At 38.1% G+C, this 15,754-nt stretch carries 11 protein-coding genes; 3 read left to right on the plus strand and 8 right to left on the minus strand.

Annotation, left to right across the window (positions count from 1 at the left end; genetic code table 11):
- The first annotated feature begins 165 nt into the window (after positions 1–165).
- On the plus strand, positions 166–717 hold the full coding sequence (locus tag C7K43_RS06785; RefSeq protein WP_124006174.1) for an RNA 2'-phosphotransferase: 552 nt from the start codon (positions 166–168) through the stop codon (positions 715–717).
- Between the two features lie 38 nt (positions 718–755).
- Here the strand turns inward: C7K43_RS06785 and C7K43_RS06790 are convergent, their stop codons facing one another.
- From C7K43_RS06790 to C7K43_RS06800, 3 genes are all read right to left on the minus strand, one after another.
- Positions 756–1,382, minus strand: coding sequence for a hypothetical protein (locus tag C7K43_RS06790; RefSeq protein WP_124006175.1), 627 nt, complete (start codon positions 1,380–1,382; stop codon positions 756–758).
- A 242-nt stretch (positions 1,383–1,624) separates the two neighbouring features.
- Entirely contained in the window at positions 1,625–2,983 is a 1,359-nt protein-coding gene (locus C7K43_RS06795; RefSeq protein WP_094243264.1) for an IS4 family transposase, read from the minus strand.
- A gap of 162 nt (positions 2,984–3,145) precedes the next feature.
- Positions 3,146–4,564 carry a glycoside hydrolase family 1 protein gene (locus C7K43_RS06800; RefSeq protein WP_124006176.1) on the minus strand — a complete coding sequence of 473 codons (1,419 nt, stop codon included), beginning with the start codon at positions 4,562–4,564 and terminating at the stop codon, positions 3,146–3,148.
- A gap of 183 nt (positions 4,565–4,747) precedes the next feature.
- Between C7K43_RS06800 and C7K43_RS06805 the strand changes: the two genes are divergently transcribed.
- Positions 4,748–5,464 carry a demethylmenaquinone methyltransferase gene (locus C7K43_RS06805; protein WP_124006177.1) on the plus strand — a complete coding sequence of 239 codons (717 nt, stop codon included), beginning with the start codon at positions 4,748–4,750 and terminating at the stop codon, positions 5,462–5,464.
- A 79-nt stretch (positions 5,465–5,543) separates the two neighbouring features.
- Positions 5,544–7,316, plus strand: a complete 1,773-nt coding sequence (locus C7K43_RS06810) for an oleate hydratase (protein ID WP_124006178.1) — start codon at positions 5,544–5,546, stop codon at positions 7,314–7,316.
- A 415-nt stretch (positions 7,317–7,731) separates the two neighbouring features.
- On the opposite strand, the gene C7K43_RS06815 is transcribed toward C7K43_RS06810, so the two are convergent.
- The 5 genes from C7K43_RS06815 to C7K43_RS06835 all read right to left on the minus strand — a co-directional run bounded on the left by C7K43_RS06815 (position 7,732) and on the right by C7K43_RS06835 (position 15,478).
- Complete coding sequence (locus C7K43_RS06815) at positions 7,732–8,685, minus strand: ABC transporter ATP-binding protein (protein WP_124006179.1); 954 nt, start codon at positions 8,683–8,685, stop codon at positions 7,732–7,734.
- Positions 8,685–10,217 (minus strand): ABC transporter permease/substrate-binding protein, encoded by a 1,533-nt coding sequence (locus C7K43_RS06820; RefSeq protein ID WP_124006180.1) that lies wholly within the window; start codon positions 10,215–10,217, stop codon positions 8,685–8,687. Before C7K43_RS06820 ends, C7K43_RS06815 begins: the two co-directional genes overlap by 1 nt.
- Positions 10,218–10,238: 21 nt before the next feature.
- Positions 10,239–12,008, minus strand: a complete 1,770-nt coding sequence (locus tag C7K43_RS06825) for an ABC transporter ATP-binding protein (protein ID WP_124006181.1) — start codon at positions 12,006–12,008, stop codon at positions 10,239–10,241.
- Positions 12,005–13,720, minus strand: coding sequence for an ABC transporter ATP-binding protein (locus C7K43_RS06830; RefSeq protein ID WP_124006182.1), 1,716 nt, complete (start codon positions 13,718–13,720; stop codon positions 12,005–12,007). The genes C7K43_RS06825 and C7K43_RS06830 overlap by 4 nt, the downstream gene beginning before the upstream one ends.
- A gap of 264 nt (positions 13,721–13,984) precedes the next feature.
- On the minus strand, positions 13,985–15,478 hold the full coding sequence (locus C7K43_RS06835; protein ID WP_371859818.1) for a peptide MFS transporter: 1,494 nt from the start codon (positions 15,476–15,478) through the stop codon (positions 13,985–13,987).
- Positions 15,479–15,754: the final 276 nt, after the last annotated feature.

Below are 15,754 nucleotides of genomic sequence, written 5' to 3' on the forward strand. Positions count from 1 at the left end.
TTTTACAAGTATTTGTTTTCACCCTACGTTTCGTTAACTAGCTTTATTCTAACAAAGGGGAAGTTTGCAGGCAAATATAACGGCGCTTTAAACAGATAAGTATAGACTGTTGTCTGTACTTTGCAAGCTATTTTTTGCTAAAATAATTTAAACGGGGGAGATAGCATGAATGAAACACTTACCAAGCTCAGCAAACGACTAGCTCTGGTTTTACGTCATCATCCAGAAAAGATCGGCATCCAATTAGATGAATATGGGCGAGTAGATATTAACGAACTAATCGACAAATTCAATGCGCACTATAGCCAAAAAATAAGCCAACAGCAAATTGAACAAATCATAAATAATAGTCCCAGACAACGGTATGTGATCGAAGGAAAACAAATCAGGGCGTTATACGGTCATAGTATCCCAGTCTTGCCTTTACAAGAGCCAACGACCCCACCTGAAATTTTATATCACGGAACCAGGCTAGCTGCGGCAAAAATAATCCAAACAGAAGGCCTTAAGAAAATGGGGCGTGAATTTGTCCATTTAGCAGAAAATATAGAAACAGCGGAAAAGATCGGCAAACGCCACGAGGCAGCACCTGTTATTTTTCGTATCTATGCCTTAAAAGCTTGCGCGGCTGGCGTTTACTTTTACCCGACAGAAAGTGGCATTTGGCTAGTAGAATATCTGCCCGCTACTTATCTGATAAATGAAAAACAAGCATAGAAAATCTGATCAGACTTTCTATGCTTGTACTTTATTCATTATTGATCTTCTTGTTCTTCTTCAGAAGAGATTGTTGGTTCTTCATCTGATATCTCTTGGTTGTTTATTTCGGAGGATTCAGCTGTTGAATCTTTTTCAGCTGTGGCAGAGGTTTCCGGTTCTTCTACAGATTCAGTTGTTTCGGTTGTATTTGGAGATTCGCTTGTTTGGCTTGTCTCGTTCTCACTTGATTCTGAGGTTTCACTTACTTCAGAATCAGAAGTCTCGCTAGTCTCACTTGTTGTTTCTGATGTTTCGGTTACTTCTTGCTCATCGGTTGTCTCTTGTGTTTGGTTGTCTGAAGTATCACTACTGCTTGTTGTTTGCGTTTGACTTGTCGTCGTTGTTTCAGAATAATCGGTTGTCTCTTCAACAGAACTTGGCGTCGTATCTGGAGCCGCTGTGGCAGGCTCTTCGTTGGTAGAAGTTGTGCTAGTCGTCTCTGTTATTTGGTTTTGTGAGCTCGAAGGTTGTTGTTCCTCGCTCGTTTCCTCTGTAATTCTTTCTTGGATCGATTGAAAAGGTGCAGCCACAAACGTGTTCGCATCATTTCTTACAGCTACACTCAAAATAAAGGTTGCAAGACAGCTGATCAGTAATGCTTGAAGATTAAATTTATTTTTCATCTTTACGTTCAACTCCTCTGCAAAACGAACAGAATTGTAACACACATTTGAACGCGCAGCAAGTTCTCCTTTATTTTATTTTAAACGAAAACCTTAAAGAGTCAATAAACAAACTCTGTTTCCATTCATTATTTTTGTTATTTTATCAACTAAAAAATCGGTCTGTCATTTAGTTGAACAGGCAAAAAAACAGCACGATAGATTTTCCGTGCTGTTCTTTGTTAAACGGCTAAAATTATAACTCAAGTTTCGCACACCAAATCTGGGAGATAAGCCTTGATATAACGGGGCAGAGTATCCACCCAGTGTTGGAGTTGACTTGTAATAAAATCTTGTAATTGGCTTCCTGATTCTTCGCTTACCGCTTGAATAATATGTACTAATTCGATAAGAGCAGCGGACCAATCGAGTTCTTTTATTTGATCGCCCAGTTCATAAAATAAGCCACCTAAGGTCCGCTCATCATTGGCACAGCGCTGCTGCCAGCTTAATAAAATATACCGTGTGAACACAATGGTGGTGTGACAAATTAAGGCTTGATAATGTCGCGTTTGTGTTTCTTTAGTCAGATGAAGCAATGATTTCGATGCCTTAAAAAATGTCTCGATGTCCCATCTCGCCGAGTATGTTTTGACCATTTCTTGGGAAGATAAATCCAGATCATCGGTCATAATCGCCAACCAAGCACTTTTCTTATTGTGATTTTTGACAAAAACGATTTTCACGGGATTTTTGCCGGAGCTTGGTTTCACCACAATCGAGGAAATAATCGCTTCTTGTGTATATTCTTTCGTAGATTTGGCATAAAGTTCTTCCAGCTTGTATAAACGTTGATGAAAAAGGTATTTGGTTTTTCCATTTTTCACCATCCCAATGGTGTGAATCCCCATATCGTGTAATTGGTCTATCATTTTAGGGGAAGTAAACCATTTATCCATCAACACATGGGTGGCGTAAATCCCTTGGTTCAAGGCGCGTTGAACCATCTCAAGTGCCACTTCGGGCATTTTACGACTTGATTCGTTGAATCGTTTGGCTCCTACGGTTCGTTGATCTTTTTCTGCTATTGTTTGGTTCACTTTTTTCTTACCGGATAGTAACCCGAAATCAATCGGAATGAAAGAATAGCCATCGGAGAACCCTAAAGTAAGCATACGATACCCTTTGTATCCTTGTTTGAGCGCATGATCCCAAAGACGAGCTAAGCCTGGTACCTCTTGGCTTCGATTACGATAAAACGTCGAATCATCCAAGATCAACGTCCGAATATGGGTTTTCGTATCCGTTAAAGAATGGAGCTTTTCGATGACAGACGCACTAAACCGAAGTAAAAACAGACGCCAGTTGTTATGGGGATTGTTCATCCATCGATACACGGTATCTTTTTTCATGTATTGGTCGCTTTCCCGCCCACTGAGAACTTGGTTTAAGGATTTTCCTTTAAAGACGAGGCTAAAGAGAAAAGTGAATAGAATAGCCACCGAATACCCTTTTTGCTTTTCCATATGGGCTTGTTTTAAAAATTGCGTGACTTTTAATTCAGAAAAAAGGGCTTTTATTTCATTCGGTAATTGATTTTTAATAGCTTTTAAGTGTACCATAAAGGCAAGAACTCCTTTGTTTTTGGTTTGTGGTTAAATCAATTATAAAACAAAAGGAGTTCTTTTTGTATAAAAAGGTAGGCAGTCAATATCAGGACTTTTTTCGACCTAAGAGTTGATAAGACCGTTGTTTAATATCATTTTACATGTGCGAAACTTGAGTTATAAATTTTCACCATTGGTTTCAATGACTTTTTTATACCAGTCAAAGGATTTTTTCTTATAACGGTTGAATGAGCCCGAACCATCATCATTACGATCTACATAAATGAAGCCGTAACGTTTACTCATTTGAGCCGTGGAGGCACTAACTAAATCGATACATCCCCAAGAAGTGTATCCCATCAAATCAACACCATCTTTGACTGCTTCTTTGGCTTGAGCCAAATGTTGTTGCATATAATCAATCCGATAATCGTCTTCTACTGTATAATGTCCATTTTTATCTTGAATTAGTTGATCTTTTGCTCCTAGCCCATTTTCTACAATGAATAATGGCACTTGGTAGCGATCATAAAAATCATTCAAAACAATACGCAAGCCTACTGGATCGATCGCCCAACCCCATTCAGATTTTTCCAAGTGAGGATTTTCTATACCACCAATGACATTGCCAGCGCCTGAACTATAATTTTCTGGATTTGCTGCAGCAGCCACACTCATGTAGTAGCTAAAGGAAATAAAGTCTACTGTATGGTTTGCTAATAATTCAGCGTCACCTTCTGCAAACTTAATGTCGATATCGTTTTCACTAAAGAAACGTTTCAAGTGTCCTGGATATTCTCCACGGACATGAATATCAGTAAAGGCATAGTTGGTATTTTCAGCATCTTTAGCTGCCAACACATCTTCAGGTTCAGAAGAGATCGGATAAGTCGGCATTGCCAATACCATACAACCAACTTTAAAATCTGGATTAATTTCGTGCGCAATTTTAGTAACTGAAGCCGAAGCCACTAGTTCATGGTGAACTGCTTGATATAGTTCTTGATCACTTAACTCTTCCTTAGGCGTTTTAATTCCGCCTGAAATAAATGGCATGTGCAATACAGAGTTGATTTCGTTAAATGTTAACCAATATTTTACCTTATCTTTATAACGATTAAACACTGTCCGCGCATAATTTTCGAAAAAGCCAATCATTTCTCGACTTTTCCAACCATCATATTTTTCAGACAAATGCAGAGGTGTCTCATAATGAGATAAAGTAACTAATGGTTCGATGCCATATTTCAAACATTCATCAAACACGTCATCATAAAATTGTAAGCCTGCTTCATTAGGTTCTTTATCATCGCCGTTAGGAAAAATGCGACTCCAAGCAATGGATGTTCGGAAAACTTTATAGCCCATTTCTGCAAAAAGGGCAATATCTTCTTTATAGTGATGATAAAAATCAATCGCTTTTAATTTCAAATTATCTTCGGTTGGACCATCTGTAATTGGACCTAACCCGCCGTCAGGTGTAACGTCTTGTACAGATAAACCTTTGCCATCAACGTCATAAGCACCTTCCACTTGATTGGCAGCTACCGCGCCGCCCCATAAAAATCCATCTTTAAAACCAGTTTGTTTTCTCATAAAATTCTCTCCTCCTGTGTCTTTATTTTAAACCAAATTTAGTTATGGGTCATTAGGTTTAGCTATTTCTTTTAGTTCACGAGCCATTACCTTAAGATTTGCTGCAGGGTCAGCTGCTTTCGTTTATGTTTTAGACTAACTTTGGTACAATCTTATTAACTCATTTACTAAAAGGAGAAAAAAATGCCGCGTACAAATAAAACTTCTGAAGCCAAAGTTCAAGCGATTTTTGATCGCATTTCTACTACCTACGATGCGACAAATAGTGCGATTTCGCTTGGCATGCATAAACGTTGGCGCAAAAAAACCATGGCGCAATTACCATTGGAATCAAGCGGCACCGCTCTTGATCTTTGTTGCGGGACAGGCGATTGGACAATTGATCTAGCCCAAGTAGTAGGACCCACAGGAAAAGTGGTTGGTTTAGACTTCAGTAAAAATATGTTAGAAATTGCTAAAAAAAAAGCAGAACAAGCTGACGTTGCGCAACAAACCTCTTTGATTCAAGAGGATGCAATGGCCCTTCCTTTTGTTAATAATTCCTTTGACGTAGTAACAATTGGCTTTGGCCTACGTAACGTACCGGATGCCAGCCGCGTGCTGTCTGAAATGCAACGGGTGGTCAAACCGGGTGGTATGGTTGCTTGTTTAGAAACATCGCAGCCACAAAATAAACTGATTTATCCATTTTGGAATCTCTATTTTAAAATAGTCCCACTCATCGCAAAAATGAAGCACAACGATACCAAAGATTACGTCTATCTACAAAAAACTACGAAAGAATTTTTTAATGCAAAAGAATTAGAAAAGTTGTTTCAATCAGTAGGATTGACCGACACTACCTACCAAACATTTCTATTCGGAGCCGCAGCATTACATACCGGTAGCAAAAATAGTTGAAATATTTTTTTAAAGCATCTATAATATGGTTGTTATATAAGTAAATAGCTGGCACAGAACACAGAAAGGATGAGAAAAAATGTACTATTCTAATGGAAACTATGAAGCCTTCGCCCGTCCGCGTAAACCAAAAAATGTTGACCAAAAATCTGCCTATATTGTAGGGACTGGCCTGGCAGGTCTAGCGGCAGCAGTATTTTTGATCCGAGACGGCCAAATGAAGGGAGAAAATATCCATTTATTGGAAGAACTACCGTTAGCCGGCGGATCCTTAGACGGGATTAATCGACCTGATATCGGCTTTATTACACGCGGCGGACGCGAAATGGAAAACCATTTTGAATGTATGTGGGACATGTATCGTTCGATTCCTTCTTTGGAAATTGAAGGAGCTTCTTATTTAGATGAATACTATTGGTTAGATAAAGATGATCCAAATTCTTCAAATTGCCGCTTGATCCATCAACGCGGCGATCGTGTAGAAAGTGATGGAGAATACACTTTAGGAGATACTTCAAAAGAAATCGTTCAATTAATTTTGACTTCAGAGAACCGTATAGAAGGACAAACAATCGAAGATTATTTTTCAAACGAATTTTTTGAGAGCAACTTTTGGTATTACTGGTCGACCATGTTTGCTTTTGAAAAATGGCATTCTCTTGCAGAAATGCGTCGTTATGCGATGCGTTTTATTCATCACATTGATGGTTTGCCTGATTTTAGCGCACTGAAATTTAATAAATACAACCAATATGATTCTATGGTCAAACCAATCCTCAGCTATTTAAGTGACCACGGTGTAGATATCCAATATGGTACCCAAGTCCGCAACATTGAGGTTGATTTTGCAGATGAACAAAAAGTTGCTAAAAAAATGATCCTAACTGTAGATGGTCAGGCAGATGAAATTGCCTTGACCGAAAACGATTTGGTTTTTGTGACCAACGGCTCAATTACTGAAAGTTCTACTTATGGTGATCATCATACTCCAGCACCTGTGACACATCGTTTGGGTGGTAGTTGGAACCTGTGGGAAAACTTAGCCCAACAATCTCCGGAATTTGGTCATCCTAAAGTATTTTACGCTGAACTACCGGAACGCAGCTGGTTTATTTCAGCTACAGCAACAATTGAAAATACTTACGTTGACCCTTATATCGAACGATTAACCCGACGTGACTTGCACGATGGCAAAGTGAATACTGGCGGCATCATCACGATCACTGATTCTAATTGGTTAATGAGCTTTGCGATTCATCGCCAGCCGCACTTTAAAGAACAAACACCAAACGAAACCACTGTTTGGATTTATGGCTTATATTCTGATACGATCGGTAATTTTATCCCTAAAAAAATCACTGAATGTACTGGTGAAGAAATTACACAAGAATGGCTGTATCATTTAGGAGTTCCTGAAAGTATGATTCCAAAATTAGCTAAACAAGAATCAATCAATACGAACCCTGTTTATATGCCTTATATCACTTCCTATTTTATGCCGCGACATAAAGGCGATCGTCCAGATGTAGTTCCAGCTGGCTCGAAAAACTTAGCTTTTATCGGAAATTTTGCCGAATCACTAACCAGAGATGTGGTCTTTACGACAGAATACTCAGTACGAACTGCTATGGAAGCTGTTTATAGCTTGCTAGGTGTTGAAAGAGGTGTACCGGAAGTCTTCAATTCAATTTATGACCTGCGGGAATTGCTCCAAGCAATTTATTATCTGAACGACAAGAAAAAGATTGAAGAACTTGATTTGCCAATTCATGGTTTGCTTGAAAAAGTTGGTCGTAAGAAAATTCAAGGTACGTTGATCGAAGAGTTATTGGAAGAAGCAAATTTGTTATAGCGTTTATTGCCTTTCGGTTAGATGCTAAATAGCTCAATGAAACCATAATATTTTCTAACAACTACAAATTTTTTCAAAGCTTCTGCTTCTAAGATTGCCATTCTCGGAGAATGTATACTTAAAACATTATCCATCTTTTCAATCTCGGATAATGTTTTATCCTTTCTTTCTTCATCTTTGGTTATTTTCAAGCTTTTTATGCTGATTTGGCCTATTTTTGGATAATGTTTTGGCTTTTCTTTAACTATCTTTCGCCTCTCGGAGAACGAATACTTAAAACGTTATCCATCTTTTTAATCTCGGATAATGTTTTGCCGTTTCTTTCTCCGTCTCTGGTCGATTCATCTCCTCTCCACAGAGGATCAAAAAAATAGCAGTGCAAAATCATTCAAATTGATTTTACACTGCTGCTTTTTTATTTACTCAAATATTGAAAGATTTGTTTTCTGGATAAATAACCTAAAAATTCTTGTTGTTCATTGACGACTTTAATATGGTCATATTCACTGAACGCCGCAAACGCTTCTTGTAATGTGACATCTTCTTGTAGTTGAACAGCCGCTATATTTTCATCAGTGGTTATATCGTATCCCTCTGTTTGTGCGACATGGCTGATCGGTGTTTGATAACTATTTTTATCTACACTAGAACCAAAGAAGTCACGCACAAAATCACTGGTCGGATTCTCAGCAAGCTCCTCGGGGGTACCAACTTGTAGCAATTCGCCGTCACCCATAATGCCAATTCGATCGCCGACTTTAACAGCTTCATCCATATCGTGTGTTACAAAGATAATCGTATTGTTTAGTTCTTTGTGTAACTCAAGGATCAAATCTTGCAAAGTCGTACGTGACAATGGGTCTAAAGCGCCAAAAGGCTCGTCCATCAAAACAATATCAGGTTTTGAGGCAATCGCACGTAAAATGCCGATCCGTTGTTGTTCACCACCAGAAAGTTCTCTAGGCATCCGATCACGATATTTGGCAGGTTCTAGTCCAACTTTTGTTAATAACTCGTCTACTAATCGGTTAATTTCTTTTTTAGGAACCTTTTTCATTTCAGGAATGACTGCGATATTTTGTGCAACCGTCATGGTAGGAAAAAGTGCAATTTGTTGTAAAATATAACCCATGGACCAGCGCAACTGTTGTAAAGGATAATCTTTCGCTTTTTTACCATTTATTAAAATATCGCCATCTGTGGGTTCTTCTAAACGATTGACCATTTTAAGCGATGTCGTTTTACCACTACCAGAGGTTCCAACGAGGACGAATAATTCCCCTTCTTCGATTTCAAGATCCATATTGGGAATGATCATGGTATCGCCAAAGGACTTTGAAACATGTTGAAATTCAATTGCTGTACTCATTATTCATCCTCCTCTAACAACCCATTATCCGTAAGATAGCTATGGGCTACGTTGGCTGGCGTTTCATCCTCTACATTAACCTCATAATTCATCTCTTGCATCTCTTCTTCAGTAATCTTTCCGCCTAATTTATCCAAGGCTTCAACCACTTGTGGGTTCTCGTCAGCAAACTCTGTACTCATCAATGGTGCACCTTGATATTTAGGGAAGAGGCCTTTATCGTCATCTAAAATACTTAAACCATACTCTCGTAACTCACTATCTGTGGAATAAGCATCAATCAAATTGACCCGACCATCGTCAATAGCTTGATAGCGCAACGCAGGTTCCATCGAACTTGTCTCAAAATCTAAATTATATAAATCTTCAATCCCACGCAAGCCATCTTCACGATCGATAAATTCTAAGGTCATCCCCGCTTGAATGTCTGATTGGATATTGGAAAGGTCACTAATGGATTCTAGTTGTTCTTCTTCTTTAAACTCATCCTTAACGGCCAATGCATAAGCGTTATTATAGCTCATCGGCTCTAATAAGGTGAGCTGGTCTTGCTCTTGTAATTTCTCTTTTGCTTGGTTATAAGTTTCTTCTTCTGACAATCCTTGTGTATCAATCGATTCGTCATCAATTAAGGTTTCTAACACCGTTCCCGTAAATTCAGGATAAATATCAATTTGGTCATTTTTTACTGCATTATATAAAAAGGTCGTTTTACCAAAATTAGGTTTTAACTCGACATTAATATCTGGATTTTCATCTTCAATTAATTCCTTATACATATTAATCAAGATTTCAGGCTCGGACCCTAACTTTCCAGCTATCGTAACTGTTTGTTGTTGGTTAGCATAAGCCGAATAAATACCACCGCCACCTAGTAAAACCACTAGAATAGCTAACCCGACCAATGATTGCCATGGTTTTGCTCGTTCAAACCAACGGATCAACAAACTTAAAATAATAGACAATAAAGCGGCAGAAATCGTACCAATAATAATTAGCGGCATGTCGTTACGATCGATGCCTAAAAGGATAAATGTACCTAAACCACCCGCTCCGATTAACGCAGCAAGTGTTGCAGTACCAATAATTAGCACCATAGCAGTACGAATTCCAGAAACAATCGCAGGCCTTGCCATAGGCAGTTCTACTTTGAATAATTTGCGCATTTTAGACATCCCAAACGCATCTGCTGCTTCTTCAATCGCTGGATCGATCTCTGAAATGCCCAAGTACGTATTTTGAAAAATAGGCAATAACGCATAAATCACAAGCGCAATAATTGCAGGTGTGGTTCCAATCCCTACCAATGGAATCAATAAGCCTAGCAATGCAAGTGAAGGGATTGTTTGTAAAACACCCGCAACTTGCAGCCCAATTTCAGCAACTTTAGGGTGTCTGACCACCCAAATCGCCAAAGGAATGGCAATTACCATCGCAATCAAAAGGGAGATAATCGAAATTCCTAAGTGATCTAACAGTTCACTCCATAATTCGCCTCGTCGTTCGTTGAATGTTTCCAAGAGATTTTCCATGAGTAACCTCGCATTCATTTTTTATTCCGAAAATTGACTATTATATAATTCTGCGTAAACGCCATTTTTAGCAAGCAGTTCTTCGTGACTGCCTTGTTCGACAATATCGCCTTGATCCATTACTAAGATTTTATCTGCATCGACGATCGTTGACAACCGATGGGCGATGACAAAATTGGTACGTCCTTTCATCAAGTTGGCCATTGCTTGTTGAATCAATTGTTCCGTCCGAGTATCAACAGACGAAGTTGCTTCATCCAAAATCAAAATCGCCGGATCACTCACAAAAGCGCGCGCAATAGTTAAAAGTTGTCGTTGACCTTGTGAGATGTTAGTTGCATCTTCATTCAGCACAGTTTGATAGCCATTTGGTAAAGTTTCAATAAAATGATTAGCATGAGCTTCTTTGGATGCTTGGATCACTTCATCTTCAGTGGCATTGATATTACCATATAAGATATTGTCATAAACAGTGCCTTGAATAAGCCAAGTATCTTGTAACACCATCCCAAACAGTGAACGCAAATTATCACGCGGTACGGTACGAATATCGATTCCGTTAATCATGATTTTATTTTTCGTTACATCGTAAAAACGTAACAACAAGTTTACCAAGGTGGTCTTACCAGCTCCTGTATGACCCACAATAGCCACCGTTTCGCCTTGTTTTACTGTAAGAGATAAATCTTGAATAACAGGCTGTCCTTTTTCATACTCAAAGCCGATGTGGTCCAGCTCAATTTCTTCAAAGGGGTCTTCAATCCGATTCGTCGTATCTTCCACTTCTTCTGGTGCATCCAAAAATTGAAAGACCCGATTACTAGAAGCGATCGTCTCTTGCAAGGTATTTGCCATTTCAGCAATAACGTCAATCGGACGACGGATATTTTGGCTATATTGCATAAAGGCCAAAACGTCACCTACCATAATCGTTCCATTGACAATCAATAAACCTCCGACAATCGCAATTAACACATAAGCAACATTTCCAATGAAAGTCATTACTGGATTTAATACACCAGCCATAAAGCTAGCACGATAGGAAACGTCGAACAAGCGGTCGTTATATTCTTTAAATTCTTGGTTTGATTGATCTTGATAATTATAGGCTTTGATCAAATCCGTTCCGGTAAAGTTTTCTTCCACATAGCCAACCATCGCACCAAGTCGTTCTGATTTTGCCCTAAAGTATTTTTGCGAACGTCCCATAATAATTCTAGTGGCCAAAATGTTTAAAGGCACCGTAATAAAAAAGACTAGAAATAAAAGTGGGCTGATGTAAAGCATCATAGCGATAATCCCAACAAACATCAAAAGGCTATTAACAATCTGGCTTACACTTAATTGAACGTTCCGACCGATAGCTTCCACATCATTAGTGATACGGCTAAGTAAATCGCCAGTCGAATGTTGATCAAAAAAGCTAAGCGGCACTTTGCTAATTTTATCAGAAACCTCTGTACGCATAATTTTAATCAATGATTGTGACAATTGAACCAACATGCGCTCAACTACAATATTACTCAAAGCTAAAAGTATATATAAACCAGCTAATAACAAAGTCGTTTTAATAATAAAATTAAAATCCAGTGATGTTTGGTCGGTAATTGCTGTTTGCAAATGGTTCAAAATGGAGCCCATCACAATAGGCGCTGCTACTTCCATTATAGTAGAAATCACTGTCATAGTTAGCGACAACAGGAGAATTTTTTTATAATTTTTTAAATAGCTAAATAAACGTTTGACGGTCTGCCAACTAGTGGGATAGACTTCATAAAAATTTGCCGTCATGTGCGCTCCTCCTCTTCTCCTTGAGAAATAGCAATTTCACGATAGACTTGATTGGTACGCATCAATTCGTCATGAGAACCTAACCCTTGCATTCTGCCATTTTCTAACACTAGAATTTTGTCGGCATGACGAATAGTCGCCACTCTTTGCGCGACAATAATCGTCGCAGCATCATTAAGTTTTCCTTGTAAAGCCCAACGAAGTTCGTAATCTGTCTTATAATCTAATGCTGAAAATGAATCATCAAATACATATAACGAAGCTTGCCGGGTTAAAGCACGTGAAATAGCCAAGCGTTGTCTTTGTCCACCTGAATAGTTGCGCCCGCCTCGAGCAACGGTTTTTTCTAAAGGCTTTTCATTGGGTAAAAATTGCATTGCTTGCGCCGTTTCTAAACTATCAAGCATCTGTTCATCGGTAGCGTCTGGATTACTATAAAAAAGATTGCCACGAATACTTTCTGAAAAGAAGTAGTTTTGTTGCGGCACGTAGCTAACCTCTTCTCGTACGCTTTCTGGGTTCAACGTATCGATCGATTGCCCATTGATCAAAAGTTTTCCTTCTGAAGGGTTATAAAATTGCAGCAATAATTTCAACAAGGTTGATTTTCCAGAACCTGTACCGCCAATAATCCCCATGACCTCTCCTTTATGAATCGAAAAGTTCAACTGTTCCAACGCGGGTAGCTTAGCATCGGGATAATAGAAAGTTAGGTCTTGTGCTTCTACAGAAGTAATTGGATCGTTTAATACATTGCTGCCCCCTACTAAACGCGACGGATAGTTTAACACGACATTGATCCGGTCAATAGATGCTACACTTCTAGGCAGCATTGTCATCATGCGCGTCACCATAATCACAGAATTCAATACTTGCGTGATATATTGGACAAACGCCATCAAAGCCCCGATTGACATAACGCCTTGTTGCACATAGCGAGCGCCTAAAAACAGCGTAATAACGATAGTCAGATTTAAAATCAACGTTAAAATCGGATTGATTGTCTGCATCACTTTATTGACTTTCAAACCAATTTGATAATACTCATCATTAGCTTCTTCAAAAGTTTCTTCTTCTTGTTTGTCTCTAGAAAAAGCACGGATAACTTTTAGCCCAGTTAAACGTTGACGCAGCAAAAGGTTAATATGGTCTAAAGCTTGTTGCAAACGTGGAAAATATGGCACTACAACTTTAATGACAAAATATAGCACAATAATTAAAAATGGCAGGCTAACAAATACAACCAACGATAAACGAACACTGGTAGTAAACGCCATAACTAAACCGCCGATAAAAGTTAACGGAGCTCTTGCTAAAGGACGCAGCCCCATTAATACCAATTGTTCAACTTGAGCTACGTCGTTTGTGGTACGGGTGATCAATGATGAAATGCTAAAATATTCCGTTTCATCAAAAGTCATCCGATTTACTTTGTTAAACATCCGTTTTCTTAAATCTTTTGAGAATAGCATCGAAGTTTTGGCAGAAAAATAAGCCGCCGACCCTCTAACTAAAATGGTTACCAATGTCACACCAATCATAATCGACCCTAATCTTAGAATATAGGAGATGTTTTGATCAGAAACACCTACGTCAATAATTTGCGACATCATTTTAGGTAGTAATAATTCGCCGATGGTATTAATAAAAGTTAAGATAAGTACGGTTAAAACTAGGAATTTATATCGTTTAAAATCTTTAAATACACTCAACTTGTTCCCTCTTTCATTTACGAATGATGTATTTGCGTTTTGAATCCATCCTATATTATAACAAATTATCCTAAAATTCCATATTCAAAGGCTATACAAAATAGAAATATTCCGCTATTCTAAATAAATAGCTATTAGACGTTTTATACTGGTACCCAATCTAATCCCCCATTATTCCCTTAATATCATCTACCAATAAAAAAGCTAGTAGCCTTCATTTTCAAGACTACTAGCAAATCATTTATTGTTTTAATGGCTATTAAATTAATTAACGCCACTCATTAATCTTTGAATTCGTGGAACCATGAATAATAACAACACACCGAAGATGACCGTGACTAACCCCACGACGCCAAAGTACATGACTTCATTGCCTGGATTGTATAAACGAACAATTTGCGCGTTGATCGCTTGTGCTACTGCATCACTTAAAAACCAAATACTCATCATTTGCGAATGGAATGCTTTAGGTGCCAGTTTAGTAGTTACTGATAATCCAATTGGTGAAATCAACATTTCTCCAATGATCACTAACGCCCAACTCATCAATAGCCATTGCGGACCAACTTTAGTATCCGTTCCAAATAATATGCCTGGAAGCATCATCCATAAGAAAGAAACACCAGCAAAAAACAAACCATAGGTGAACTTCTTGGCAGAGGATGGTTGTTTATTTCCTAACTTGGTCCATAGACTGACAAAAATCGGTGTATAAATCATAATGAAGAAAGGATTTAATGTTTGGAACCAGCTGGAAGGAATACTGAAACCAAAAATCGACAAGCGCGTTTGTTCTTCAGCAAATAAAGCGAGCACAACTGATCCTTGTTCTTCGATTGACCAGAAAAGAATCGATGCGATAAACAACGGGATATATGCCCATACCCGAGAACGTTCAGTGGTCGTAATTTTCTTACTTTTTATAATCATAACAAAATAGTAAATTGGAATAACAACAGCAAAAATCGTGATCAGATTAATAACGCTGTTAATATTTAAAATACCTGTAAATTGCATAAACAATACAAGCACAGCAACTGCTGCAACCGCTAGTATACTCTTACTTACTAAAGGTTTAACTTCTTCTGGTTTAATAGGATCACGTGCTTTTAATGTTTCTTTAGGCAGGTATTTCTTGCCGCCACGTACATATTGCAGCAAGCCAAAAAACATACCAATTGCAGCTAATGAAAATCCTAAATGAAAATTCACTTCTTGTCCTAAGTAACCGACAAAAATAGGTGCCAGAAATGCGCCTAAGTTCGTTGAGAAAACAAAAATATTAAAACCAGAGTCTCTTCTTAGATCTTTTTCATCATACAGATCGCCGACCATCTCAGAAATATTTGGTTTTAATAGTCCTGAACCTAATACAATCAATAAGATTGAGGCAAACAGAGCCACTTGTCCAAAAGGCAAGGCTAAAGCAATATGACCTAACATGATCATCACGCCACCGATAAATACGGTGCGCCTACTCCCTAAAATACGGTCGCTCAAGTAACCGCCGACTACACTTAACAAGAAAACTAACGAACCATAAATCGACATAATTGCAGAAGCTGTACTACGATCAAAGCCCAACCCGCCATCTGCTACAGAATAATACATATAATATAGCAGTATTGCACGCATACCATAATAACTAAATCTTTCCCACATTTCAGTAAAGAACAATGTTGAAAGACCACGAGGGTGTCCTAAAAAAGAGGCATCCTTTTCATTTGCATTCATGATAACCCTCCAAGTTAAATTCATATAATGTTATGAACCCTTATTTTTGTTTCACTTTAGATGAAACGTCGAGCTCAATTTTAGTTTTCTGAAACTTTTCCGTCAATGACCCCTTTACTGAACAAAAACACAATCTAAACGATTTCTAATAAAGTAAAAAAATTATAACGGATTTAAAAATAGAAAACATGCTTTAAAATACAATTTTTCGCAAATGTTTATTCAAAGTTAAAAATTAGATGAATTTTCTTTTATTTTTTAGGCGCATTTTATTAAATTTTTATAACAGATTATTTTAGC

This window comes from Tetragenococcus koreensis (genome assembly GCF_003795145.1).
Lineage (GTDB): Bacteria > Bacillota > Bacilli > Lactobacillales > Enterococcaceae > Tetragenococcus > Tetragenococcus koreensis.